Source organism: Janthinobacterium sp. 67, from assembly GCF_002797895.1.
Classification (GTDB): domain Bacteria; phylum Pseudomonadota; class Gammaproteobacteria; order Burkholderiales; family Burkholderiaceae_D; genus Janthinobacterium.
Genome location: NZ_PGES01000001.1, coordinates 1,203,730 through 1,228,795, shown reverse-complemented (window position 1 = coordinate 1,228,795; position 25,066 = coordinate 1,203,730). Strand labels below are relative to the sequence as shown.

At 62.9% G+C, this 25,066-nt stretch carries 27 protein-coding genes; 12 read left to right on the top strand and 15 right to left on the bottom strand.

Going from position 1 to position 25,066, the window contains the following annotated elements; translation table 11 throughout:
• Positions 1-12: 12 nt before the first annotated feature.
• Positions 13-417 carry a hypothetical protein gene (locus CLU90_RS29140; protein WP_139178111.1) on the bottom strand — a complete coding sequence of 135 codons (405 nt, stop codon included), beginning with the start codon at positions 415-417 and terminating at the stop codon, positions 13-15.
• On the opposite strand from CLU90_RS29140, the gene CLU90_RS05510 reads away from it, so the two are divergent.
• Complete coding sequence (locus tag CLU90_RS05510; protein WP_100427393.1) at positions 416-2,503, top strand: 3-hydroxyacyl-CoA dehydrogenase NAD-binding domain-containing protein; 2,088 nt, start codon at positions 416-418, stop codon at positions 2,501-2,503. The genes CLU90_RS29140 and CLU90_RS05510 overlap by 2 nt on opposite strands.
• Positions 2,504-2,587: 84 nt before the next feature.
• Here the strand turns inward: CLU90_RS05510 and CLU90_RS05505 are convergent, their stop codons facing one another.
• The 3 genes from CLU90_RS05505 to CLU90_RS05495 form a co-directional block, all read right to left on the bottom strand.
• Positions 2,588-3,436 (bottom strand): alpha/beta fold hydrolase, encoded by an 849-nt coding sequence (locus tag CLU90_RS05505; RefSeq protein ID WP_157808745.1) that lies wholly within the window; start codon positions 3,434-3,436, stop codon positions 2,588-2,590.
• A 107-nt stretch (positions 3,437-3,543) separates the two neighbouring features.
• Positions 3,544-3,942 (bottom strand): VOC family protein, encoded by a 399-nt coding sequence (locus CLU90_RS05500; protein ID WP_100427392.1) that lies wholly within the window; start codon positions 3,940-3,942, stop codon positions 3,544-3,546.
• A gap of 101 nt (positions 3,943-4,043) precedes the next feature.
• Positions 4,044-4,283, bottom strand: coding sequence for a DUF2798 domain-containing protein (locus tag CLU90_RS05495; protein ID WP_100427391.1), 240 nt, complete (start codon positions 4,281-4,283; stop codon positions 4,044-4,046).
• A 96-nt stretch (positions 4,284-4,379) separates the two neighbouring features.
• Here CLU90_RS05495 and CLU90_RS05490 point away from each other — a divergent pair, with 96 nt between their 5' ends.
• Both CLU90_RS05490 and CLU90_RS05485 read left to right on the top strand, forming a co-directional pair.
• Entirely contained in the window at positions 4,380-5,315 is a 936-nt protein-coding gene (locus CLU90_RS05490; protein WP_100427390.1) for a LysR family transcriptional regulator, read from the top strand.
• 115 nt (positions 5,316-5,430) lie between these two features.
• Positions 5,431-5,634 (top strand): hypothetical protein, encoded by a 204-nt coding sequence (locus tag CLU90_RS05485; RefSeq protein ID WP_070302494.1) that lies wholly within the window; start codon positions 5,431-5,433, stop codon positions 5,632-5,634.
• A gap of 88 nt (positions 5,635-5,722) precedes the next feature.
• On the opposite strand, the gene CLU90_RS05480 is transcribed toward CLU90_RS05485, so the two are convergent.
• A complete protein-coding gene (locus CLU90_RS05480) occupies positions 5,723-7,423 on the bottom strand; it encodes an MFS transporter (RefSeq protein WP_092708618.1) in 1,701 nt (566 codons plus the stop codon).
• Positions 7,424-7,650: 227 nt separating this feature from the next.
• Here CLU90_RS05480 and CLU90_RS05475 point away from each other — a divergent pair, with 227 nt between their 5' ends.
• From CLU90_RS05475 to CLU90_RS05460, 4 genes are all read left to right on the top strand, one after another.
• Complete coding sequence (locus tag CLU90_RS05475) at positions 7,651-8,829, top strand: acetyl-CoA C-acyltransferase (RefSeq protein WP_092708615.1); 1,179 nt, start codon at positions 7,651-7,653, stop codon at positions 8,827-8,829.
• A gap of 126 nt (positions 8,830-8,955) precedes the next feature.
• Positions 8,956-9,258 carry a Dabb family protein gene (locus CLU90_RS05470; RefSeq protein ID WP_100427389.1) on the top strand — a complete coding sequence of 101 codons (303 nt, stop codon included), beginning with the start codon at positions 8,956-8,958 and terminating at the stop codon, positions 9,256-9,258.
• Between the two features lie 100 nt (positions 9,259-9,358).
• A complete protein-coding gene (locus CLU90_RS05465; RefSeq protein ID WP_092708609.1) occupies positions 9,359-10,360 on the top strand; it encodes an NADP-dependent oxidoreductase in 1,002 nt (333 codons plus the stop codon).
• Between the two features lie 60 nt (positions 10,361-10,420).
• On the top strand, positions 10,421-10,846 hold the full coding sequence (locus CLU90_RS05460; RefSeq protein ID WP_100427388.1) for a GNAT family N-acetyltransferase: 426 nt from the start codon (positions 10,421-10,423) through the stop codon (positions 10,844-10,846).
• A 108-nt stretch (positions 10,847-10,954) separates the two neighbouring features.
• Here CLU90_RS05460 and CLU90_RS05455 read toward each other — a convergent pair whose 3' ends face one another.
• The 9 genes from CLU90_RS05455 to ygfZ all read right to left on the bottom strand — a co-directional run bounded on the left by CLU90_RS05455 (position 10,955) and on the right by ygfZ (position 20,475).
• Complete coding sequence (locus CLU90_RS05455) at positions 10,955-11,965, bottom strand: ABC transporter permease subunit (protein WP_092708602.1); 1,011 nt, start codon at positions 11,963-11,965, stop codon at positions 10,955-10,957.
• A 36-nt stretch (positions 11,966-12,001) separates the two neighbouring features.
• Positions 12,002-13,501, bottom strand: coding sequence for a sugar ABC transporter ATP-binding protein (locus tag CLU90_RS05450; protein WP_100427387.1), 1,500 nt, complete (start codon positions 13,499-13,501; stop codon positions 12,002-12,004).
• 83 nt (positions 13,502-13,584) lie between these two features.
• A complete protein-coding gene (locus CLU90_RS05445; protein ID WP_077404737.1) occupies positions 13,585-14,520 on the bottom strand; it encodes an ABC transporter substrate-binding protein in 936 nt (311 codons plus the stop codon).
• A gap of 51 nt (positions 14,521-14,571) precedes the next feature.
• Positions 14,572-15,522 carry a transaldolase gene (gene tal / locus CLU90_RS05440; protein ID WP_100427386.1) on the bottom strand — a complete coding sequence of 317 codons (951 nt, stop codon included), beginning with the start codon at positions 15,520-15,522 and terminating at the stop codon, positions 14,572-14,574.
• 6 nt (positions 15,523-15,528) lie between these two features.
• A complete protein-coding gene (gene xylB / locus CLU90_RS05435; RefSeq protein WP_198511292.1) occupies positions 15,529-17,010 on the bottom strand; it encodes a xylulokinase in 1,482 nt (493 codons plus the stop codon).
• 31 nt (positions 17,011-17,041) lie between these two features.
• A complete protein-coding gene (locus CLU90_RS05430; protein ID WP_100427384.1) occupies positions 17,042-18,049 on the bottom strand; it encodes a LacI family DNA-binding transcriptional regulator in 1,008 nt (335 codons plus the stop codon).
• A gap of 284 nt (positions 18,050-18,333) precedes the next feature.
• Positions 18,334-19,071, bottom strand: coding sequence for an NRDE family protein (locus CLU90_RS05425; protein ID WP_092708586.1), 738 nt, complete (start codon positions 19,069-19,071; stop codon positions 18,334-18,336).
• Entirely contained in the window at positions 19,062-19,352 is a 291-nt protein-coding gene (locus CLU90_RS05420) for a DUF4936 family protein (protein ID WP_100427383.1), read from the bottom strand. Before CLU90_RS05420 ends, CLU90_RS05425 begins: the two co-directional genes overlap by 10 nt.
• Before the next feature lie 7 nt (positions 19,353-19,359).
• Entirely contained in the window at positions 19,360-20,475 is a 1,116-nt protein-coding gene (gene ygfZ / locus CLU90_RS05415) for a CAF17-like 4Fe-4S cluster assembly/insertion protein YgfZ (protein WP_100427382.1), read from the bottom strand.
• A gap of 176 nt (positions 20,476-20,651) precedes the next feature.
• On the opposite strand from ygfZ, the gene mltG reads away from it, so the two are divergent.
• The 3 genes from mltG to CLU90_RS05400 are packed head-to-tail and all read left to right on the top strand — an operon-like array spanning position 20,652 to position 23,350.
• The gene (mltG, locus tag CLU90_RS05410) at positions 20,652-21,638 is read left to right on the top strand and encodes an endolytic transglycosylase MltG (RefSeq protein WP_092708577.1); all 987 of its coding nucleotides are present in this window, start codon (positions 20,652-20,654) and stop codon (positions 21,636-21,638) included.
• A 26-nt stretch (positions 21,639-21,664) separates the two neighbouring features.
• Positions 21,665-22,306 (top strand): dTMP kinase, encoded by a 642-nt coding sequence (gene tmk, locus CLU90_RS05405; protein WP_100427381.1) that lies wholly within the window; start codon positions 21,665-21,667, stop codon positions 22,304-22,306.
• 15 nt (positions 22,307-22,321) lie between these two features.
• The gene (locus CLU90_RS05400) at positions 22,322-23,350 is read left to right on the top strand and encodes a DNA polymerase III subunit delta' (RefSeq protein ID WP_092708391.1); all 1,029 of its coding nucleotides are present in this window, start codon (positions 22,322-22,324) and stop codon (positions 23,348-23,350) included.
• Positions 23,351-23,413: 63 nt separating this feature from the next.
• On the opposite strand, the gene CLU90_RS05395 is transcribed toward CLU90_RS05400, so the two are convergent.
• Complete coding sequence (locus CLU90_RS05395) at positions 23,414-23,773, bottom strand: hypothetical protein (RefSeq protein WP_139178092.1); 360 nt, start codon at positions 23,771-23,773, stop codon at positions 23,414-23,416.
• Positions 23,774-23,924: 151 nt separating this feature from the next.
• Between CLU90_RS05395 and CLU90_RS05390 the strand changes: the two genes are divergently transcribed.
• Positions 23,925-24,311 (top strand): VOC family protein, encoded by a 387-nt coding sequence (locus tag CLU90_RS05390; RefSeq protein WP_092708385.1) that lies wholly within the window; start codon positions 23,925-23,927, stop codon positions 24,309-24,311.
• Between the two features lie 56 nt (positions 24,312-24,367).
• On the top strand, positions 24,368-25,000 hold the full coding sequence (locus CLU90_RS05385) for a carbonic anhydrase (protein ID WP_092708382.1): 633 nt from the start codon (positions 24,368-24,370) through the stop codon (positions 24,998-25,000).
• The last annotated feature ends 66 nt before the right edge of the window (positions 25,001-25,066 follow it).

Here is a 25,066-nt window from a genome sequence, read left to right as displayed (position 1 = left end):
CTGCGATTTGCCTTATAGTAGATGGATAAATTGTAGAGTATTGATTTGAATCAATAATTTTATTATTCCCCAGCGTCTGACGAAAAACAAGGGGCGGGAATAAATAATGTAAAAACTGTCGTAATTGCCCCATGTCGGCATATAACAAACCCATTCTTTTAAATAATAAAACGTTGTTATTATTATTGTTGTTTTATTATTTAAATGAATATCCAAGTGATAGCTTCTACTAAAGCTTGGCGCTTGCAGCAGAATCTTTCCGCAAATGATGTTGTACCATGGCGTACCATGCTGGCGGCCGCGTAGCCGAGCACGCGAACGATAAAAATAATACGAGCGTTCTTTTATGCGGTATAGTAAAGCTTCATCCCTTGCAACCACCTCATCGCTGAGCAAAAACCAATAAGGAAGAGACATGAGTGCTGAATATCAAGTGAACGGCACCGTTGCCGTCATTACCCTGGCCAACCCTCCCGTCAATGGCCTGGGCCTGGCGACGCGCACGGCCGCCGTGGCCGGTATCCGCCAGGCGCTGGCCGACGATGCCGTGAAAGCCATCGTCATCACGGGCGCCGGCAAGGCCTTCTCGGGCGGCGCCGACATCAAGGAATTCAATTCGCCCAAGGCGCTCACGGAACCGACCCTGCACACCCTGATCAATGCCGTCGAACAATCGACCAAGCCCGTGGTGGCGGCCATCCACAGCGTCTGCATGGGCGGCGGCCTGGAGCTGGCGCTCGGTTGCAACTACCGCGTGGCCGCGCCGGGCGCGCAGATGGCCTTGCCGGAAGTCAAACTCGGCATCTTGCCGGGCGCGGGCGGCACGCAGCGCCTGCCCCGGGTACTGGGCCTGGAAATGGCCTTGAACATGATCGTCTCGGGCACGCCCGTCGTATCCGAAAAACTGGCCGGCACGGCCCTGTTCGATGAAGTCATCGCGCCGGGCGCCGACTTGCTGGCTGCCGCCGTCGCTTTCGCGACGAAAGTGGCCGACGTGCGTCCGCTGCCGAAAGTGCGCGAGCGCAAGGTCGATTACCCGAACCATGAAGCGTTTTTGCAATTTTCGCGCAATACCGTAAAAGCCATGTCCGGCCCGTTCCCCGCGCCGCTCAAATGCGTCGATGCCGTGGCGGCCGCCGTGACGATGAAATTCGACGAGGGCTTGAAGTACGAGCGCGAACTGTTCATGCAGCTGGTGCAGTCGCCTGAATCGAAAGCCCTGCGCCACGCCTTCTTTGCCGAACGTGTCGCCAGCAAGGTGCCCGACGTGCCATCCGACACGCCCGTGCGTACGATCGCCAGCGCGGCCATCGTCGGCGCCGGCACCATGGGTGGCGGCATCGCCATGAACTTCGCCAACGCGGGCATCCCCGTGATGCTGCTGGAAACGAAGCAGGAAGCGCTGGACAAGGGCCTGGCCACCATCCGCAAGAATTACGAGAACACGGTCAAGAAGGGCAAGCTGACGCAAGAGAAGGCCGAGCAGCGCATCGCCCTGGTCAGCGGCACGTTAGCCTATGCGGATATCGCGCAAGCCGACATCGTCATCGAAGCCGTCTTCGAAGAGCTGGGCGTCAAGGAAACCGTGTTCAGGCAGCTCGATGCCGTCATGAAGCCGGGTGCCATCCTTGCGTCGAACACGTCCACGTTGGACCTGGACAAGATCGCCGCGTTCACCCAACGGCCGCAAGATGTGATCGGCACGCATTTCTTCAGCCCCGCGAACGTCATGAAGCTGCTGGAAATCGTCCGCGGCAAGGAAACGGGCAAGGACGTGCTGGCCACGGCGCTGGCCCTGTCGAAAAAGCTCAAGAAGACCGGCGTCGTCTCGGGCGTGTGCGACGGCTTCATCGGCAACCGCATGATCGAGCAATACAGCCGCCAAGCCGGTTTCCTGCTGGAAGAAGGCTGTCTGCCGGAACAGGTCGACAAGGCGGTGGAGAAATTCGGCTTCGCCATGGGCCCGTTCCGCATGGGCGACCTGGCCGGCAACGACATCGGCTGGGCCATCCGCAAGCGCCGCTACGTGGAAAAGCCGGACGTCACGTATTCGAAGACGGCCGACCTGCTGTGCGAACTGGGGCGTTATGGCCAGAAGACGGGCGCCGGCTGGTACGACTACAAGCCGGGCGACCGCAAGGCCTATCCGTCGGAGCAGGTCAATGCCATGATTATCGAGCACTCCGCCGATATCGGCGTGGCGCGGCGCAAGATCAGCGACCAGGAAATCGTCGAACGGCTCGTGTATGCACTCGTCAACGAAGGCGCGCGCATCCTGGAAGAGGGCATCGCCTTGCGCGCCTCGGACATCGACATGGTGTATTTGACCGGCTACGGCTTCCCGCTGTTCCGCGGCGGCCCCATGTTCTACGCGGACACGGTCGGCTTGCCGAACGTGGAGGGCACGATTGCCGGCTACGCCAAAGGCCGCCACGGCGAGGCGTGGACGCCGGCGCCGCTGCTGGTGAAGCTGGCGGGCGAGGGCAAGGGCTTTAATAGCTAGAAAACCCAACGGCAGAGACCGGGGTCGGACCCTCAGGGTCCGACCCCGGATTTTGCTGCTGGGGTTAAATGCCCGCGATACGTACTACTTCTTCTTCGCCACCATCTTGACAGCCTCGTTGACGATGACGGGGTTGTCCTTCTGGATGTAATAGCCGGCGCCCGTGATGCGCTCGATGGCTGGCGCGCCGGACAGGCGCTGCCAATCCTTTTCCTGGGCCCGCACCACGTTCTCGAACGAACCCATTTCCTCGATGCCGAACTTGTCGCGCACCAGCAGCATGGCGGGCACGCGCAGCGGGCTGCTCATGTCGACGTGTTGCAGGCACTGCGTCTGGGCATCGAATTCGGCCGATTCCGTACTGTTGAACATCAGTTTGCGCCGCGTTTTGACGAGCATGGCGTAGGTGGACGCGTCCGTCTGCAGACGGTTCCACTGCTGCGGGTGCGTGGGATCGAGCAGGACGAGACCGGCCACGTCCTGCGGGTACAGCCTGGCATACACATACTGGTACAGCCCGCCCAAGCCATGGCCGACGAGCACGTACGGCGGCTTCAGGCCCGCCTGCGCCAGCAGGGCACGCTGCTGGGCGGCGATGGTGCAGGGGTCGCGCGGCGTGGTGGTTTTCTGGCTGTCGCCGTAGCCGGGACGGTCGTAGACGAGCACGCGGTGCTGTTTCGCCACTTCGGGCACGACCTTGGCCCACACGTCCTTGCCATCGCCCATGGCCGACTGGAAGACCACGGGCAAGCCGCCATGGCCGCTCAGGGTGTAGGCGATGCTGGCGTCGGGCAGGGCGGCCGTGGCGGGCACGCCTGGCGTGGCCGGGGTGGATGGCAGCAGGGAGCAGCCGGAAAAACAGCCGGCCAGCAGCAAGCCGGCGCTGGAGAGGAGCATGGTGCGCGCGGGGCGGCCGACGAATAGATGATGCATGAATCTCCTTCTTGGTGCAGGGACCGGGGACCGGTATGGCTTGCCAGCCATTATAGGCAAATCGTCGTGAAGTGGAAATGCCGAACAGAACCGTATTTCCCGTCCTGTCAGGCCGCTTCGGCGCGATGACAGACGGCTTCGATGCGGTTGCCGTCCGGATCGAACAGGAAGGCCGCGTAATAGCTGGCGTGATAGTGGCGCAGGCCGGGCGCGCCCAGGTCGATGCCGCCGTGCGCCAGTCCCGCGTGCCAGAACGCTTTCACGGCCGCGCGCGAGGACGCCTTGAAGCAGCAGTGGCGGCGCGGCGCGTCGTCGGGCGCGGGACCCAGGCGCACGGAAAAATAGCTGCGCTCAGGGTGATCCGCATCGCTGCGCTCGCCGTAGCCTATCCAGGCGTTGGCATGGTCGCTGCCGACCTTGGGCACGCCCAGCGCGGCAAAGATGGCATCGTAGAAGCGCTCGGCGCGCTCCAGGTCGCTGACGGTGAGCGAAACGTGATCGAGCATGGACACTCCGCAGTAAAAACAAGGACGGCCATAGCATAGCCCGGATCAGGGCGGCCGTGGGCGGGAGTGACCGAGTGGTATCGCCGGTGGACGACTACCGGTCAAGCACGGCTGGCGAGCCGGGCCACGATGCTGCGGCTCATCAGCTGCACGCGGGGGGCGAACAGCATCACGGCGCAGAAGGCCACGGGCCAGGCGGCAAAGAAGGCATGGCGCCAGCGGGGCAGGAAGTCCGCCTGCAGGCCGATATTGAACCAGGTGACCCAGGCGCTCATCAGCAGGGTCATGAGCAGCGACATCAGGAAGGCAAATACGCAGCGCAAACGCAGGGCTTCGGACATGGGGTACTTTCAAATGATGAGGATATGGCAGCGTAACGACTTGCAGCAATCTATACTAGAGCCATATTTTTAATTTCAAATTCCGAAAATGCAATCATGCTCGACGATTTAGCCTTATTTGTTGCCATTGTCGAGGCGGGCAGCCTGCATGCGGCGGCCGTCAAGGAAGACTTGCCCGCCGCGACCGTCACGCGCCGGCTGCAGAAGCTGGAAAGCCAGCTCGGCTACCGCTTGCTCAACCGCAGCGCGCGCCGCCTGCAGCCGACGGCGGAAGGCTGGCAATACTACGAGCAGTGCCGGCCCCTCGTGCACGCCCTGCGGCAGGCGACGCAGCAGCTCGACGCCAGCCTGTCGGCCGTCTCGGGCAGCATCCGCGTGCTGGCGCCCGTCAACTTTGCCAGCGGCTTGCTGACGCCGGCCTGGGTCAGCTTCATGCAGAAGTACCCGGACATCCGCCTCGAGCTGGAACTGTCGAACCTGCTGCAAGACCTCGTGGGCAGCGGCGCCGACCTGGCCATCCGCGTGGGCGCGCTCGACGATTCCTCGCTGATGCAGCGCCGGTTGGGCAGCGCTTCGCTGGTGATGGTGGCCGCGCCCGGCTACCTGGCGCGCGCCGGCGTGCCGCGCGACTTGCAGGAATTGGAACAGCACGAGCTGATCGTGGCCGAGCCGCTGCGCACCTGGCGCTTGCGCCGGCCCGGCGACGGCGCCGAAATGGTGATCGAACCGCAGGCGCGCCTGCGCGTCAACGAAATGCGCCTGGCCGTGGAGATGGCCGACGCGGGCATCGGCATCCTGTTGTGTCCGCTTCTGCAATGCCGCGACGAAGTGGCCAGTGGCAGCCTCGTGCGCGTCTTGCCCGACTGGATGCCGCAGCCGCGCCACGTGTACGCCGTATGGACGCAGCGGCGCTACCTGCCGGCCCGCGTGCGCGTGCTGCTCGAGCACCTGGCGGCGTTCGCGGCGGACAATCCGCTGCTCGGCGAGGAGGCCGGCGTTGAGCTCGTTGCGCCGGCAATCCTTTCTATTTAGTAATACCGAGCGCTTGTACTTTTCGCCGGGATCGCGTTAAGATAAAGCTGCCTGCTTATCCTGCGGGCAATCTGGTGTTTTTTCGCGCAATCCGTTCCTATCCATGAGAGTAGCAATGAAATATCTGATCGTTCCCTTCTTGCTGGCGATGACCGGCTGCGAAGTACTGTATGACGCGAACCGGGACAAGATCGGCGAGTATTGCAACAGCCTCAATAATTTCGACGACCGCAATGCCTGCCGCAAGCGCAACCAGACCAGCTACCAGGAATACGTGCAGCAGCGCGACCAGCTGAAAAAGGGCAAGAGCGACAAATAAGCTCGCCGCAGTATAAAAAAAACGCCGCTGAGCAGTCAGCGGCGTTTTGCTTTGCGGGCCCCGGTCTTGAGGCCGGGGCTTCATCGGATCAGTCGTCGGCGTAGATATTGTTGTCCTTGGTTTCCTTGACGAACAGGGTGCCGATCACGACCGTCGCCAGGGCGACGACGATCGGATACCAGAGGCCATAATAGATGTCGCCCTTGAAGGCCACCAGCGCGAAGGCCGTGGTTGGCAGCAAGCCGCCGAACCAGCCGTTACCGATATGGTAGGGCAGGGACATCGAGGTGTAACGGATGCGGGTCGGGAACATTTCCACCAGCATGGCGGCGATCGGACCATACACCATGGTCACGTACAGCACCAGGATGAACAGCAGCAGCACGACCATCGGCTTGTTGATCTGCTCGGGGGCGGCCTTGGCAGGATAGCCCGCTTCCTTGATGCCGGCGCCCAGTTCTTTCTTCAGCGCCGCTTCGTGGGCCTTGCTGTCCGCATCGAAGTTCAGGCCGTCCGGTGTCATGACGGCGTTAAACGACGTAAATTCCTTCGTACCGATGCGTACCTTGGCGATGCTGCCGGCCGGCGCGTCTTCCTTCGTGTAGTTGACCGAGCTGTTCGACAGGAAGCCGGTGGCGATGTCGCACGACGATGGGAACTTCTTCGTGCCCGTCATGTTGAACTGGAAGTGGCAGGAAGCGGGATCGGCCACGACCACCACTGGCGAGTTCTTCAGCGCCGCTTCCAGCTGCGGGTTGGCGAAGTGGGTCAGGCCGTTGAAGATGGGGAAGTAGGTTGCCGCGGCGATCAGGCAGCCGCCGAGGATGATGTACTTGCGGCCGATGCGGTCGGACAGGCTGCCGAAGAACAGGAAGAACGGCGTGGCCAGCAGCAGGGCGATGGCGACGAGCACGTTGGCCGTTGCCAGGTCCACTTTCAGGGTCTGGATCATGAAGAACAGGGCATAGAACTGGCCCGTGTACCAGACGACGGCCTGGCCGGCGGTCAGGCCGATCAGGGCCAGGATGACGATCTTCAGGTTTTTCCACTTGCCGAACGCTTCCGTCAACGGCGCCTTCGAAGTCTTGCCTTCGGCTTTCATCTTGGCAAACGCCGGCGATTCATTCATGGCCAGGCGGATCCACACGGAAATACCCAGCAGGATGACGGAGACGAGGAAGGGCACGCGCCAGCCCCAGGCTTCGAACTCTTTCTCGCCCGTCGCCAGGCGGGTGCCCAGGATGACCATCAGCGACAGGAAGAAGCCCAGGGTGGCCGTCGTCTGTATCCACGCCGTGAACGCGCCGCGCTTGCCTTCAGGCGCATGTTCGGCCACGTAGGTGGCCGCGCCGCCGTATTCGCCGCCCAGCGCCAGGCCTTGCAGGATGCGCAGGATGACGAGGATGATCGGTGCGGCGATGCCGATGGAGGCATGTCCCGGCAGCAAGCCGACGATGAAGGTGGAACCGCCCATGATCAGAATGGTGATCAGGAAGGTGTACTTGCGGCCGATCATGTCGCCCAGGCGGCCAAAGACCAGCGCGCCGAATGGACGCACGATGAAGCCGGCGGCAAAGGCCAGCAGCGCGAAGATGAAGGTGGTGGTGGGGTCGCCGATGAAGAACTGCTTGGCGATGATGGAAGCGAGCGAACCGTACAGATAAAAATCGTACCATTCAAAGACGGTGCCGAGCGAGGACGCAAAGATGACCTTGCGTTCCTCGGGCGTAATCGGCGTTCCCTTGGTGGAAATTTTCCGTACGTCGGCCGAGCCGGATGATGATGCCATGGTTTGTCTCCCTATGTTTTATAGTGAACCATTGCCGCGGTCTTTTTGACCATTCTTGCAACAGCTGGAGCCGAGTGTGTTCTCCGAACCTTACGTCATGCTTGCTTCAAACTTACACCAAGCTTACAAATCGGCGAGCATTGCAACTTTGCGAACGACCGTACTTAAATGTGCTATTCTCATTCCGCAGATACCCCCCAATAAATATTCCCACAAGGAGACACAGCATGAATGAAGCCGTCATCGTATCGACCGCCCGCACGGGCCTGGCCAAGTCCTGGAAGGGGGCGTTCAACATGACGCATGGCGCTACCATGGGCGGCCACGTGCTGGCGGCCGCCGTCGAGCGCGCGCGCATCGAGGCGGAGGAAGTGGAAGACGTGCTGGTCGGCTGCGCCTTTCCCGAAGGCGCGACGGGCGGCAATATCGCGCGCCAGGTAGCCTTGCGCGGCGGCTGTCCCGTCACGACGGCCGGCATGACCGTCAACCGTTTCTGCTCGTCGGGCTTGCAGGCCATCGCCCTGGCGGCGCAGCGCATCATCGCCGGCGAAGGCGATATCTATGCGGCCGGCGGCGTGGAATCGATTTCCTGTGTGCAAAACGAAATGAATACGCATATGTACCGCGAAGTCTGGCTGCAGCAGCACAAGCCGGAACTGTACTGGCCCATGCTGCAGACGGCCGAAACCGTCGCCAAGCGCTACCAGATCTCGCGCGAGCGCCAGGATGCCTATGGCGCGCAAAGCCAGCAGCGTGCAGCAAGCGCCCAGGCTGCCGGCCTGTTCGACGCGGAAATCGTGCCGATGACCACCACCATGGGCGTGGCCGACAAGGCCAGCGGCATGCTGGTATCGCGCGAGGTGACGATTGCCGCCGACGAAGGCATCCGCGCCGACACGACCTACGACGGCGTGGCGAAGATCCGCCCGGCCGTGCCTGGCGGCGTCATCAGCGCGGGCAATGCCAGCCAGTTTTCCGACGGCGCGTCCATGGCCATCGTCATGAACGCGAAAGTGGCCGAAGCGAAAGGCTTGCAGCCGCTGGGCATCTTCCGCGGCTTTGCCGTGGCCGGCTGCGAACCCGATGAAATGGGCATCGGCCCCGTGTTTGCCATTCCGAAACTGCTGAAAAAGGCGGGCTTGACGGTGGCCGACATCGGCCTGTGGGAACTCAACGAGGCATTTGCCGTGCAAGTGCTGTACTGCGCCGACACGCTGGGCATCCCCATGGACCGCCTGAACGTCAACGGCGGCGCGATCGCCGTCGGCCACCCGTACGGCGTGTCGGGCGCCCGCCTGACGGGCCATGCCTTGATCGAAGGCAAGCGCCGCGGCGTCAAATACGTGGTCGTGACCATGTGCATCGGCGGCGGGCAGGGCGCGGCGGGGCTGTTCGAAGTGCTGTGATGTTTGCGTGACCCAGTCTGCGGGCGGCTTCCAGGGCCGCCCGCTTGCATGGCGCGCCCCGTTCCTGCAAGACGCGCCGATAGCGGTTACAGTAATGCTTCATTAATAAACAAGCAGCTCGCCACCATGATCAAGCACATCGTTTTCTGGAAACTCAAAGACCACGCCGAAGGCGCCGACCGCGCCACGAATGCGTTGAAACTGAAAGCCTTGCTCGATTCCTGTTCCGGCCTCGTGCCCGGCATCCTGAAATTCGAAGCGGCCGTGGCCCAGCCGGGCCTGGAAGCGACCTACGACATCGTCCTGTACAGCGAATTCGTCAGCCGCGAAGCGCTTGACGCTTACCAGAACCATCCCGAGCACGTGAAAATCAAGCCGTTTTTTGGGGCCGTGCGGGAAGCGCGGCAGTGCATGGATTATGAGATTTAATGATTGAGTGACCCCAAGCGAAGGGCTGGGGTCAGACCCTGAGGGTCTGACCCCGGTCTTTGCTCTGGGGTTTAGATTGTTCGTCAGATAAGGAGCATTCATGACCACCTACCAACGCATCGTCCTCGCCTCGCGCCCCGCCTCTAATGAGGAAGTGCAGCCGGCACATTTTCGTCTGGAAACTCAAGAGATTCCCGCCATCACGGATGGCCAGTTGCTGGTGCGTAACCACTACCTGTCGCTCGACCCTTACATGCGCGGGCGCATGAGTGCCAATAAAAGCTATGCGGCGCCGCAGGCGCTTGATGAAACCATGATAGGCGGCACGGTGGGCGTGGTGCTCGAATCGAAGCATCCGAAGTTCGCCGTGGGCGACATGGTCGTGGGGACCCTGGGCTGGACGGAAGTGGCCGTGTCGGACGGCACGATGCTGCGCAAGGTCGATACGACGCACATCCCGGCTTCTGCCTACCTGGGTTCCGTCGGCATGCCAGGCATGACGGCCTGGTATGGCTTGAACCAGATCATGGCGCCGAAAACGGGTGAAACGGTGGTGGTGTCGGCTGCCAGCGGTGCCGTGGGCAGCGTCGTGGGCCAGCTGGCGAAATTGAAAGGCTGCCGTGTCGTCGGTATCGCGGGCGGGGCGGAAAAATGCCGCTATGTCGTCGAGGAACTGGGTTTCGACGCCTGTGTCGATTACAAGGCGGGCAATCTTGAGGCCGATTTGGCGGCGGCCACGCCGGACGGCATCGACGCCATCTTTGAAAACGTGGGCGGCGCCATTTTTGACGCGGCCCTGGCGCGCACCAACGCGTTTGGCCGCGTGGCCGTGTGCGGCTGGATCGCCGGCTACAACGGCGAACCGACGCCGCTCGACAATGCGCGCCTGATCCTCACCAACCGCCTGACCGTGCGCGGTTTCATCGTGTCGGAGCAGCCGGAATTCTGGCCGCAGGGACTGGCGGAACTGGGCTCCCTGGTGGCGACGGGCAAGCTGAAATTCCGCGAATCCGTGGCCGAAGGCCTGGCCAGCGCGCCCGAGGCCTTCATCGGCCTGTTGAAAGGCCGTAACTTCGGCAAGCAGCTGGTCAAGCTCAGCTGATCTCTCTGCGGAAAGGCAGGTCGTGCGACAATAACGGCCTGTCTCTTTCTACATTACACCATGACCAAGCACACCATCCGCCTCGGCGACTGGGCCACCCTGGGCCCTGACGCCACCGCCATCCGTTTTGAAGTCTTCGTCGATGAACAGAAAGTGCCGGCCGAGATCGAACTCGACGACATGGACGCCGTCTGCCTGCACGCCGTTGCCTATGACGCCGCCGGCAACGCCATCGGCACGGGCCGGCTATTGCCGGACGGCCACGTCGGCCGCATGGCCGTGCGTCAGCCGGGCCGCGGCACGGGCGTGGGCGGTGCCATCCTGCGATTGTTGATGGAGAAAGCCCGCGAGCGGGGCGACAAGGCGGTGGTCTTGAACGCGCAAACCGTGGCCGCGCCATTCTATGCGCGCCACGGTTTCGTGCAGCAGGGGGAACAATTTGAAGAGGTGGGGATTGCGCATGTGGAGATGCGGCTGGTGTTCTAGGGTGTTGTCGGATTACGGCCTGCGGCCTAATCCGACCTACGCCGACCTGTTACGTCTATGGTAGGTCGGGTTAGCGCAAAGCGCGTAACCCGACACACCACGTCACAATCAGTTCTGCGCGTGCGACTGGCGCCATTTGTCGAGGATCACGGCCAGCACGATCACGACGCCTTTCGCCACGTACTGCCAGAACGACGACAGTCCCAGGATCGTCAAGCCGTTGTTCATCACGCCGATGATCAGGGCGCCGATGACGGTGCCCCAGACGGAACCGACGCCGCCCATCAGGCTCGTGCCGCCCAGCACGACGGCCGCGATCGCATCAAGTTCATAGCCCGTGCCCCAGTTGCCGTTGGCCGCATACAGACGGCTGGCCGACATGGCGCCGCCCAAACCGGCGAACAGGCCGCTGATCGTGTAGACAAACATCAGCACGAGGCCGACCTTGATACCCGTCAGGCGGGCTGCCTGGATATTGCCGCCGACGGCGTAGATATGCAGGCCCAGGGTGGTCTTGCGCAGGATGAACCAAGTCAGCAGCACGACGGCGGCGGCCAGCCAGATCAGCCAGGGCACGGCCAGGAAGCTGCCGTTACCCATCCATTCGAAGCTGGGGATTTCCGTGTTCAGCACGCTGGTGCCGTCCGCCAGCAGGTAGGCCGCGCCGCGCAGGGCAGTCATGGTGCCCAGGGTCACGACGAAGGGGTTCAGGCCGACGAGGGCGACGAGCACGCCGTTCAGCGCGCCCAGCAGCAGGCCGACGATGAGGAAGGCGGGAATCGAGAAGCCGGCGAACTGCGCCGACAAGGACATCAGCATGCCTGCCACGGCCGAGACGGCCAGCACGGAGCCGACGGACAGGTCAATGCCGCTGGTCAGAATGACGAAGGTCATGCCGGACGCCAGCACGATATTGATCGACACCTGGCGGAAGATGTTCATGGTGTTGGTGCTGGTCATGAACGTGGACGTGCCGTCGGCCGAGAAGTACACGGTCAGGCCGTACATGGCCAGGTAGAGCACCACCAGCACGGGCAGCATGCCCAGGCGGCGCATCAGGTTCGAGGCATTGAAGGGTTCGCCGGCGCGCGCCGCGCCGCTGGTGGTACTCGTTGTCATGTTAATTCTCCTGAATAATTATGCTAATGCGTATTTTTATGCCGCTTCCAACTGGGTGGCGTAAGCAAGGATGTTTTCCTGCGTGATGTCGTCGCCCGTCACTTCGCCCGTCAGGCGTCCTTCGCACATCACCATCACGCGGTCGCAGATGCCGACCAGTTCGGCCAGTTCGCTGGAAATACACAGCACGGCCGTGCCCGCATCCGCCAGCTGGTGGATGATCTTGTAGATTTCGCTCTTCGCGCCCACGTCCACGCCCCGTGTCGGCTCGTCGAGGATCAGCACCTTCGGCGCGATGGCCAGCCAGCGCGCCAGCAAGACTTTCTGCTGGTTGCCGCCGGACAATCCGCCAACGATGCCGTCCGGTCCCGACACTTTCACGTTGAGGTTGCTGATCGCCTCGCGCGTGAGCTGGGTCAGGGCGCCACGGTTGACGACGCCCGCCGTCGCATGCTTGGACAGGATATTCATCGACATGTTTTCCATGGCCGACAATTGCATGAACAGGCCCAGGCTCTTGCGATCCTCGGGCAGGTAGCCGATGCCGTGGCGGATGGCCGCCAGCGGCCGGTGGATATGCACTTCCTGGCCGTCGAGCCACACTTGGCCCGTTTGTTTCTTGTCGGCGCCAAAGATCAGGCGCGCCAGTTCCGTGCGGCCTGCGCCGACGAGGCCGGCCAGTCCCGTCACTTCGCCCGCATGCAGGGCGAACGAGGCCGGCTTGACCTTGCCCCCGCCCACCTTGTCCACGCGCAAGCGTTCGGCGCCGCGCGTGGTGCGCCGCTGGTGCGAATAAAAGTCGTCGGCGGGGCGGCCCACCATCATTTGCACGACTTTCTTTTGATCCAGCTCATCCTTGCCCAGCTCGCCCACGTAGGCGCCGTCGCGCAGCACCGTGATGCGGCGCGCCAGGCGCTCCACCTCGGCCATGCGGTGGCTGATGTAGAGCACGGCCAGGCCCTTGTCGCGCTGTTCTTCGATGATGCGGAACAATTGTTCTGTTTCCCGGTCGGACAGGGCGGCAGTGGGCTCGTCCATGATCAGGATGCGGCTTTCGTGCACGAGGGCGCGGGCGATTTCCACCTGCTGCTGCTCGGCGATCGACAGGGTCGACACCATGGTGTCGGCGTCGAAGCGGGAACCGAGGTCGGCCAGGATGGCGTTCGTGCGCGCGCGCATTTCGCCGGCCTTGACGGTAAAGAACGGTCCCTTCGGCTCGCTGCCCATGAAGACGTTCTGCGCCACCGTCATGTTCTTGGCCACGCTCAATTCCTGGTAGATCAGGTTGATGCCCAGCGCGCGTGCCTCGCCCGGGTTGCGGATGCGGATGGGCTTGCCGTCGAGGATGATCTCGCCCGCGTCCGGCGTGTACACGCCCGAGAGGATTTTCATCAGGGTGCTCTTGCCGGCGCCGTTCTCGCCCATCACGGCATGGATTTCGCCGCTGCGCACCGTCAGGTGCACGCCGCGCAGCGCGCGCGTGGCGCCAAAGCGCTTCTCGATGCCGCGCATTTCAAAAATAATATTGTCGCTCATGACTGTCCTTCCTTGCTTTTGAAACTGTTGCCCGCCCTTGGGCCGGGGCCGGGGCGGGCAACACGTGGTTCAGGTCAGGCAGATCAGTTCTTTACCCAGCCCGTGTAGGTGGCCACGTTTTCCTTGGTGATGGCCGGGGTCGGCAACAGCACCATCGTTTGTTTCGGCGTGCGGCCGTTCATGATGTCGTAGCCCATCTGCACGGCGTCGGTCGCCATGCGGTACGGGTTTTGCGCCGAGGTGGCGGCAAACAGGCCGGCCTTGTTTTTCAGGGCGTTCTGGCCATCGGGCGCGCCATCGACGGCCGTGATCAGTTTGACGTCCGTGCGCTTCGATTGCTTGATCGCCAGTTCGGCGCCGATGCCCGTCGGGTCATTGATGGCGAACACGCCGTCGATCTTCGGATGGGCCGTCAGCAGGTTCGACATCACGGTCATGCCGCCGTCGCGGCTGCCGCCGGCGTTCTGGTTGTCGGACAGGATCTTGATATCCTTGAACGCGGCCAGGGTTTTCTTGCAGCCGTTGACGCGGTCGATCACGGACGTGACCGGCGGGCCGTTCAGGATCACGACATTGCCCTTGCCGCCGATCTGCTTGGCCAGGTAGGCGCACGAGACGTCGCCAGCCATGGTGTTGTCGGACATCACGGTGGCCGACGCGCCCACGGCGCCCACGTCGACGGCGATCACCACCACGCCAGCATTGCGCGCTTTCTTGATGGCCGGTGCGATGCCCTTGGAATCGACGGCGTTCAGGATGATGATGTCGGTTTTATTGGCAATAAAGTTCTCGATCTGGTCCACCTGGGTGTTCAGGTCATACTTGCTGGACACCGTGGTGACTTTCACGCCAGGACCGCCCAGTTTTTTCGCGCTTTCTTCCGCGCCGCGGCCGATGGCGACAAAAAACGGGTTGGCCAGGTCGCCCACGCTGACGCCGATCGATTTCAGCGGTTTGTCGGCGGCGAAAGCGCCGCAGGCGGCGGACAGCAGCAGGGAGGCGGTAATGACTTTTTTCATGAGGATCTCCAAGGGTTTTATTGTGAAAAACAAACGGTGCTACGGTGAAACTTATTGATTGCGTAATTTCTCGATCATGGCGTCCAGCTTGCCCGCATCGACGGCAAAGCCGCGGATGCCTTCGGCAAGTTTCTCTGTTGCCATCGCATCGTCGTTCAAGGCATAGCGGAAAGCGGCCTCGTCATACGTGACGGCCGGCTGCGCCGCGCCCAGGTCGGCGCCCAGGGCGCGCTCGAACGGGGCGTCAAGCGCTTCCAGCTTGGCCAGCAAGTCGGGGCTGATGGTCAGCAAGTCGCAGCCGGACAGGGCCGTGATCTGGCCCACGTTGCGGAAGCTGGCGCCCATCACTTGCGTGGCGATGCCATGTTGTTTGTAGTAATTGAAGATGCGCGTGACCGACTGTACACCCGGATCGTTGGACAGGCTGCGCGCCGCTTCATCCCATGCCGCGCCCATCGATTTCTTGTGCCAGTCGTAGATACGGCCCACGAATGGCGAAATCAGGCGCACTTTCGCGTCGGCGCAGGCGACGGCCTGGCAAAATGCGAACAGCAGGGTCAGGTTGCAAAAGATGCCGTCTTTTTCCAGCTCGTGCGCCGCCTGGATGCCTTCCCAGGTGGCGGCGACCTTGATCAGCACGCGCTCGCGTTCGATGCCGGCTTCTTCGTACAGGGCGATCAGGCGGCGTCCGCGGGCGACGGTGGCGTCGCGGTCAAAGCTCAAACGGGCATCGACTTCCGTCGATACACGGCCCGGCACGACCTTCAAAATTTCCAGGCCGAAGCGCACCAGCACCTGGTCGACGATGTCGTCCAGCGACGCATGCTTGTGGGCGGCGACCGTGCTTTCCAGCAATGGCGCGTAATCGGGCTGCAGCACGGCTTTCAAAATCAGCGACGGATTGGTGGTGGCGTCCTGCGGCGCGAAGCGCGCCAGTTGCAGGAAGTCGCCCGTGTCGGCGACGACGGTGCTGTGTTGCTTCAGTTGTTGCAATTGATTCATTGCTGCTTATCCTTTGCTGAGTTGGTGCAAGGCTTGCACGGCGGGAAACAGGCTACGGTAGCGACCGTAACGGACGCTCAATGCTGCGCTGTGCGCGGCATCGGGCAGGAAAGTGTTTTTGATGGGCAAGCTGGTGGCCAGCAGCTGGCGCTGGCCGAAGGCGGCAAAGCCCAGCTTGGCCGCGCCCAGGCTGGCCGACAGCTCGCTGTTGTGCAAGGTGCGCATTTCGCGGCCCAGCACATTGGCCAGCAATTGCGCCCAGTACTGGCTGCGCGCGCCGCCGCCCACCAGCATGCAGTGGGGAACGACGGCGCCCGTCGACGTGACGGCCGCCATGGCGTCGCGCAAGGCAAAGGCCACGCCTTCGAGCACGGCGTAGCCGAGCTGCGCCGGCGTGCTGTCGTGGCCTAGTTGCAGGAAGGCGCCGCGCACTTGCGGGTCGTTGTGCGGCGTGCGCTCGCCCGACAGATAGGGCAGAAACAGGGGGGCGGACGGCGCGATGGGGGCGTCGAGGGGCAGGGCGCTTTCCACCAGCGCCAGCAGGGCTGCCTCGTCTGGCTGGCCCAGCACGCCCGTGGCCCAGCGCAAACAGCTGGCGCCCGACAGGATCGCGCCCATCGCATACCAGCGGCCGGGCAGGGCGTGGCAAAAGCTGTGTACGCCGCCGGCCGGGTTGCCCAAAGGCTGTTCCGTGACGGAAACGATGGCGGCGCTGGTGCCCAGCGAAATGAAACTGTCGCCGCCGTTGACAGCGCCGATGCCCACGGCCGAGACGGGGTTGTCGCCGCCGCCGGCCGCCACCACCACGTCCGCCGGCAAGCCCAGCTTGTCCGCGACGGCGGCCAGCACCATGCCCGTGGCGGCATCGCCTTCGGCCAAGGCCGGCATCTGTTCCGGCGCCAGGCCGCAGGCGGCCAGCATGGGGGCGAACCAGGCACGCTTGGCCTCGTCCAGCCACAGGGTGCCGGCCGCGTCGGACATGTCGGTGACCTTGTTGCCAGTCAATTGCAGGCGCAGGTAATCCTTGGGCGACAGCAGGCAGGCGATGGCATTGAAAGCGTCAGGCTCGTGCGTTTGCAGCCACAGCAGTTTCGGCGCCGTCAATCCCGCCATGGGCAGGCTGCCCGTCACGTCCGCATACGCGGGATAGTCGCGCGCCATGGCAGCCGCTTCGGCTTCGGCGCGCGCATCGTTCCACAGGATGGCGGGACGGATCACGTTGTCGTTGTTGTCGAGCAGTACGGCGCCATGCATCTGGCCCGACAGGCCGATGCAGGCGATCTGCGCATATTCCTGTGGCCAGCCGGCGCGCAGCTGGGCCAGGGCGTTGACGCAGGCGGCCCACCAGTCCTGCGGCGCTTGTTCGGACCAGCCCGGCTGCGGGCGGCTGGTGTCGACGCGTACGGACGCCTGGCCGCGCACGGTGCCCGCGCTGTCCATCAGCACGGTTTTCAGTTCGGAGGTACCGAGGTCGATACCGAGGGAAATGGCTGGATGCATGTTGATGTACTGTAAAAGGTCAGGGGCAGCCGCAGGAATTGCGCACGCGCAGGGTCGGCGACAAGCGCTGCACGTGCCGGGTGCGGCCCGGATTGGCGATGCGGTCGATCAAGAGGTCGACGGCCATGGCGCCCAGCTCTTCGAGCGGCTGCGCCATCACGGTCAAACGGGGGCTGAAGTAATCGGCCCAGTCGAAATCATCGAAGCCGGCCAGGGACACGTCTTGCGGCACCGCAATGTGCGCATCGCGCAATGCGTGCATGGTGCCGATGGTCATCAGGTTATTGCCGGCCACGATGGCCGTGGGACGCTGTCCGGCGGGCAGGGCCAGCAATTCGCGCGTGGCCGTGCCGCTGCGCTCGAGGTTGGAGTCGCCCGAGCGCAGCAGCTCGGGATCGAAAACGATATTGGCGCGCTGCAAGGCCAGGCGGTAGCCTGCGATACGCTCGTCCGTCGTGGACAGGCCGGGCGCGCCCGCGATGAAGCCGATGCGGCGGTGGCCGTGGACGGTGATCAAATGGCTGACTAGCTCGGCCGTCGCTTCGATGTTTTCCACGCCCACCTGGTCGAAGGCCTGCGGCGACATGCGGTCGACCAGCACGGAAGCGATCTTGTTACTGGTCAAATAGTCGAGCGTGCGGTGGTGCGGATCGCCGGACGGTGCCAGCACGATGCCGTCGACGCGGCGCTGGTGCAAGTTCTGCACGACTTTCAATTCCTGTTCGGGATCGTCGTGCGTATCGGAAAACAGCATCATCAGGCCATGGCGCGTGCAAGCGGCCTCGATGGCGCGCACGGTTTCGCTGAAGTAATGATTGGTGAAGGCGGAAATGGCCACGCCGATGGTGCCCGACGAAGAGCCGGCCAGGGCGCGCGCCAGCATGTTCGGCACGTAGCCGATCTGCTGCATGGCCGCATTGACTGCGGCGACGGTTTTCGGGCTGACCTTGCGGGTGCCGTTGAGTACATGCGAAACGGTCGACAGCGATACGTCCGCCGCCCGCGCTACATCTTCCATGGTGGCCATGGTGTCTCCTGATGGTTTTTTTATTATTGTGTGCTGCGATTGGATGCGGCTGTGTCGCCGCGTTTGAATCTATCGTAAACAAAAGAAAGCGCTTGCGCAAGCGCTTTCTTTTTTGTGCGAGCGGATGTGGCGTGGGTGTTGGATGAAGCGAGGCGAAGCTTGCGTAGGTCGGATTAGCGCGCCGCAGGGGCGCGTAATCCGACATCGGGGACGGCGGTGATGCCGGTTGAGTGTGGTGGTGTTGTCGGCTTACGCGCTTGCGCGCTAACCCGACCTACCCCGACCTACTGTATCACCAGCTCATGCAATTCCCCGGGAGAATCCTGGAACAGTTTGACGACGGTGGACGTGCGCGTGCCGTAGCCCGGCGTTTCGATGCAGACGGCGGACAGCACGCGCTCGAGGTCGAGCGGCACGCCGGTGTCCGGCAAGCGGAAGTCGGGTGCGCGCGTGGTGTCGGCCAGCATGTCGAAATACGCTTCGTCGGGCGCGCCCTGGCACAGCAGGCTGGCGAACTGGGCCTTGGTCTTCAAGACCTTCGGCCACGGTGCGTCGAGCAGGGCGTTCGACAGGCCGTAGATGCCGGGCTCCAATGGCTGGCCGTTGCGCGCATCGCCATCGCCCCGGTTGGAAAACCAGATCAGGGTGTCCGCGTCACCGAGCACCAGATTGAAACCGTTGTAGGCTTTGCAGCCGGGGCGGATTTGCGCGATGTAGTCTTGCGGCGACATGTTGCCAGCCAAATAGTCGGCCACCAGGGCGCCGCGCGAGGGAGCGTCCGGGTTGCGGTCTTGCGGGCTGCGGATATTCGTGATGGCGGCAAAGCGCGAGCTGCCGCCGCCGGACTGGGTGATGCCCATCCAGCTGCCGCCCGCCTGCAGGTCGCGGCCCGCATACACTTGCGGGTGCTCGGGCCAGGCGCCGGCGGGGGCGCTGGCGCGTTCATAGAATTCATCGCGGTTGGCGGCGGCAATCAGCGGGATGTGCGGATTGACTTTCCAGGCAAAAACGATCAGGCACATGGGGGCAAATCCATGAACACTTCCGTATGGCGCGCGCCCGCCGTCAGGGACAGCAAGCCCGCTTCATCGGATGCGTCGGCCAGCAGCTCCGTAAAACCTTCGCCGACGACGGGGTAGATTTCCATCCACGTCTGCAAGCCATCCTTGCTGTCAGGACGGCGCTTCAGTTGCGGCGCCACGCCGGACGCGGCCGCCAGTTTCGCCTGCATGGCGCGGACCCGGGCTTCCAGCGCCTGGGCGTGCTCTTCTTTTACCTGATAGTAAACGTACAGATCTTTCATGGCATTCTCACAAGTCGAGTGCGTCGAGCACGTAAGGCATGGGCAGGAACTGCACGGCAGCGCCCTGGGCCGAGCCGTAGCGCACGGCGCCGGCGGCGCTTGAACCTTCTTCGATCGCCCCCAGTTTCATTTCAACGAGGGCGTCGATGCCGCCCACACCGTTCGGTGCGGCGTTGACGACCATGCCGCAAGGCTGGTCGGGATCGCTGACGGCGAACAGTTCGCCGCCGGCCACCACCGAGGGATCGGCAATGCTGACGAGGGTGGTGCGGCGTTTGAGCTTGCCCAAGTACTGGCTGCGCGCGACGATTTCCTGGCCCGGGTAGCAGCCTTTCTTGAAATTGACGCCGCCCAGCAGCTCGAAGTTGACCATCTGCGGCACGAACTGCTCTTGCGTGGCGGCCGTGATCTGCGGGATGCCCGCGTGGATTTCCGACAATTGCCAGGCGTCATTGCCGCCCTGGGCGAGAGTTTCGGCCAACTGCGGCCACACGTTCTGCGCCGTGGCGGCCGACGTCAGCCATTGATAGCGGGCGCCGCCGAACGCATCGGCCACGCGCAGCAGGGTACCCAGCGCGTGGTCCAGCTTGCTGAACGGCGTGGCGGGCAGCGCCGGGAACCAGGCGGACAGGGCCGCGCTGGCCTTTTGGCCGCCGAGGCCCAGGACAACTTGATTGGGCTCATCGGCAGAGGCATCGTGCAGCTTGGCCTTGGCGCGCAGCACGAACATTTGCAGCCGCTTCTGAATCGCCGGCTGTATGGCGCGCGGCAATTGCAGATAAATGGTGGTGGCGTTGCGCCACATCAGGAAACTGGCCAGCAGGCGCCCCTTCGGCGTGCAGTAGCCGGCCAGGCGCACTTGCTCCTGGTTCAGGTGCTCCACGTCGTTGGTCAGCTGGCCGTGCAGGAAACTGGCTGCATCGTCGCCGGTCAAGCCGATCAAGCCCTGGTCCGTGATGGCCGCGACAAAACCGTCCTGCAGCTGGGGCACTGTCAGGGACTGGCCGAAATCATGGATAGGGGCGGCGGCGATGGGGGCGGTGCCGTCAGGCGCGCCATCGGTGGCGGCGGGACGGGCGCCTTGTGCGGTTAAAAATTGATTCCAGTTATTCATAATTTCCATTAGATCAGCGATTAAGCATTATCATTACGGGTTCATTATAGTGATGTCGCGCAAATTGCGTCGGCAGCGGCGAGATTGCCAGTGTTGGCGCCGCTTTGCGCGCACTTGATTCACAAATGAACGATCATAACAAGCGTGCGTTGCCCGCCAACGAGCGCATCACAAGAATCGGAACAATGGCTTTCTTTAAAAAACTTGTAGTCAGTTCAGTCATCGCCGCCATCGGCGTGGGCGGCACTTTTGTGTACTGGGCGCAGCAGCCCATCACGACGGAAGGCGAAGCGATTCCGTTTACGATCAGCCCGGGCAGCGGCGCGCATGCGGCCGGCCAGCAGATCGCGGACGCGGGCGTGCCCATCGTGCCCATCCTGTTCAACATGCTGGCGCGCATCGAAGGCAAGACCTCGAAGATCAAGGCCGGCTCCTACGAGCTGAAACCGGGCACGACGCCGCAGCGCCTGATCACCCAGCTGGCGCGCGGCGAGTTCGCGCAAGAGTCGCTGACCATCATCGAAGGCTGGACGTTCAAGCAGATGCGCCTGGCGATGGCGAATCACCCCGGCCTCAAGCACGATACCGTGGGCCTGTCCGACAAGGAACTGATGGCGAAGATCAGTCCGGAATACGTGCTGCCGGAAGGCCTGTTCTTCCCGGACACGTATCTGTTCGCCAAGGGCGCCAGCGAAATGCAGATTTTCAAGCAGGCGCACGCGGCCATGATCGGCCGCCTGTCCGAAGCGTGGGACAAGCGCGATCCGGCCTTGCCATATAAAAATCCGTACGAGGCGCTGATCATGGCTTCCATTGTGGAAAAGGAAACGGGACAAAAGTCCGAGCGCGCCATGATCGCCGGCGTCTTCGTCAACCGCCTGAAGACGGGCATGCTGCTGCAGACGGACCCCACCGTGATCTATGGCATGGGCGACAATTACCAGGGCAAGATCCGCAAACGCGACCTGGAAGCGGACACCCCGTACAATACCTACACGCGCGGTGGCCTGCCGCCCACGCCGATCGCCCTGGCCGGCGCGCAATCGCTGACGGCGGCGCTGGCGCCGGCCCGCACGCAGGCACTGTATTTCGTGGCGCGCGGCGACGGCACCAGCCAGTTCTCGGCCAACTTGCCCGACCATAACCGCGCCGTGAACCAGTATCAGCGTTAACCCATCATCAGAGAACAAGAAGTTTCATGACTCAACACTATCAACCGCGTTTCATCACCTTCGAAGGCATCGATGGCGCGGGCAAGTCCACGCATATCGGCTTTGTCACCGACTACCTGCAGCAGCGGGGCGTGAGCCTCGTCTCGTCGCGCGAACCGGGCGGTACCAGCCTGGGTGAAAAGCTGCGCGAATTGCTGCTGCATGAAAAAATGCATCTGGAAACGGAAGCCTTGCTGATGTTCGCCAGCCGCCGCGAACACATCGCCCAAGTCATCGCGCCCGCTTTGGCGCGGGGCGAGTGGGTCATTTCCGACCGCTTTAGCGATGCCAGCTTCGCCTACCAGGGCGGCGGCCGTGGCATGGACCTGGGCAAGATGGAAGCGCTGGAGGCATGGGTGCACCCGCACTTGCAGCCGGACCTGACCTTCCTGTTCGACGTGCCGCTGGAAGTTGCCCGCGCCCGCCTGGACGCGACGCGCGCGCTCGACAAGTTCGAGCAGGAGCGGTCGGATTTCTTTGCCGCCACGCGCAACGAGTATCTGCGCCGCGCGGCCCAGTTCCCGGAACGCTTCCGCATCATTGATTCCACGCAAAGCATTGCCGATATCCAGGTACGGCTCGCGCAGCTGCTTGATATTTTGCTCGAACAAAGCGTCGCAACATGCTGATTTACAAAGAATAAAATGACCAGTTCTCTCTATCCATGGCAACAGGACGCCTGGCAGCAATTGCAAGCCTTGCGCCCGCGCATGCCGCACGCCATTTTGTTCCATGGCGCGCAGGGCATCGGCAAGGCCGACTTCATCGAGCATTTTGCGCAAGCGCTGCTGTGCGAAGACGTGCGCGCCGACGGCCATGCCTGCGGCGCTTGCGCCTCGTGCGGCTGGTTTAGCCAGGGCAACCATCCCGATTACCGCCGGGTCCGTCCGGAAGCGCTGGAAGACGAGGTGGCCGACGAGGGCGAAGAGGGCGAAGGTGCCAAGAAAAGCGCCAAGACCAAGACGCCGTCGAAAGACATCAAGATCGAGCAGATCCGCAACCTGGCCGACTTCATGAACATTTCCACGCACCGCCAGGGCTTGCGCGTGGTGGTGCTGTATCCGGCCGAGGCGCTCAATACGCCCGCGTCGAACGCCTTGCTGAAAACCCTGGAAGAGCCGCCGCCGGGCACCTTGTTCCTGCTGGCCTCGAACAGCCTGGACCGCTTGCTGCCAACCATCTTGTCGCGCTGCCGCAAATTTGCCTTGCCCATGCCTAGCCACGAGCAAGCCTTGACTTGGCTCAAGCAGCAAGGCTTGAACGATGCGGACAGCTGGCTGCGCGAGCAGGGCGGCGCGCCGCTGGCCGCGCTGGCCCAGTCCGAATCGGGCGGCCGCGAGGAAACGGAACAATTGCTGCAGGTGCTGGCCAATCCCGGCGTGGAAGCGGCCCTGAAGGCGGCGGACAAATTGCAGAAGGCGCCGCTGGCGCCGCTGGTGGCATCGCTGCAGCGCTGGCTGTACGACGTGTTTTCCGTCAAGCTGTCGGGCACCATCCGCTACTACCCGCGCCACCGGCGCGAACTGGAAGCCTTGGCAGGACGCATCAACGTGAGCCGTCTGATGGCCGCCATCAAGGCAGCGAACGAGCGCCGGGCAATTGCCGAGCACCCCTTGTCGCCCAAGCTGTTCCTGGAAGATATGCTGCTCGATTACGCTTCAAGTTGCCAATAAAATCAAGCGCTTGCGTTATCAAGTTAATCCAGATTATGCGGTTCTTGAGCCGATTGGAATGACTTAACCGCAGGCGCGCGTGCAACTGCGGTATTGCACTTCACAGGCTTGCTGGCGTTCGGCGCGCCGGGCACGGAAGGCCTGGGCTTGCGTCGGTTGCAACTGCTGCGACTGGGCTCCCGTTTCCCTGCTCGCGGCAGCGTAGGGATTGCTGCTTGGCTTCATCGTCAGCATGGGGCTGGTATCGTCTTCCGTTGCTTGCTGCACTTGCGCACGGCATTCCTGGCGTGCCGACGCACACACGGGCGCGCACAAGCCGGCCTCGGGGATAACCTTGGGCGCGTCGCGTTTATCCTGCGCATGGGCAGGGCCTGTCAAGACCAGGCAGACCAGCAGTGTCAAAGGACCAACAACTTTCAGCATGAACGCTCTCCGTGTATCCGCACGCAACCCCATGGTTGCGTACCGGCAAGCCACTATACATCTTGATAACGTTCTTGCCTACCGAACGGGTCCGTTTGCTACGCCCGGTCCCTGGTGTTACAGTCAGTCAATCGACAGCAAGGAGGCGTGCATGAAACGAGTCACTGGTATCGGCGGCATCTTTTTCCAGGCGCAAGACCCGGCCGCGCTACGCGCCTGGTACCAGCGCCACCTGGGCCTGGACGTGCAGCCCTGGGGCGGCGCCGCCTTCAGTTGGACGGATGCGGACGGCCAGCCCTCGGCAGGCAGCACCATCTGGTCGGTGGCAGCCAGGGATAGCGAGCAATTCCTGCCCGGCAAGGCGCCGTTCATGATCAATTACCGGGTCGATGATCTCGACGCGCTGCTGCAAGCCTTGCGCGACGAAGGCTGCGAGGTACTCGATAAGGCGCCCGATTCGGAATACGGCCAGTTCGGCTGGGTCATCGATCCCGAGGGCAACAAGGTGGAGCTGTGGCAGCCGCCACAGGGTCAGTAGGCAAGCCAGGCGTCATTCAGCGATAATATCGGCTCAGATAACGATCCCTATTTACTATGCGCGACATTATTGCTGGATTCCTACGCTTCCAAAAAGAGGTTTTTCCTGAGCGCCGCGAGTTGTTCAAGACCCTGGCCACGGGACAAACCCCGAAGGCCCTGTTCATTTCCTGCTCGGACAGCCGCATGGTGCCGGAACTGGTGACGCAGCGCGAACCGGGCGAACTCTTCGTGATCCGCAACGCGGGCAACATCGTGCCGTCATACGGACCGGAGCCGGGCGGTGTCAGCGCCACGGTCGAATTTGCCGTGTCCGCCTTGAACGTGAGCGACATCGTCATTTGCGGCCATTCCGATTGCGGCGCGATGAAGGCGATCGCCACCTGCGCCTGCCTCGACCACATGCCGGCCGTGCGCAGCTGGCTGCACCATGCCGACGCGGCGCGCATGATCAACGAATCGGTCGACCATCCGACGGAACAGTCGCGCATTGACGGCATGGTGCGCGCCAATGTGGTGGCGCAACTCAATAACCTGCGCACCCATCCTTCCGTGGCCCTGGCCATGGCGCAACACCGGCTGACCCTGCACGGCTGGGTGTACGACATCGAGAACGGCTCCCTCGATGCGCTCGACGAATCGACCGGCAACTTCGTGCCGCTCGCGGAACACCCCGCGTCGCAGCTGTGAACACCAGGGCACTGCGGTGCCCTTCCCCCCTGCCAGTTTTCCCGTGCTCCGGTACAATCCCGCCTT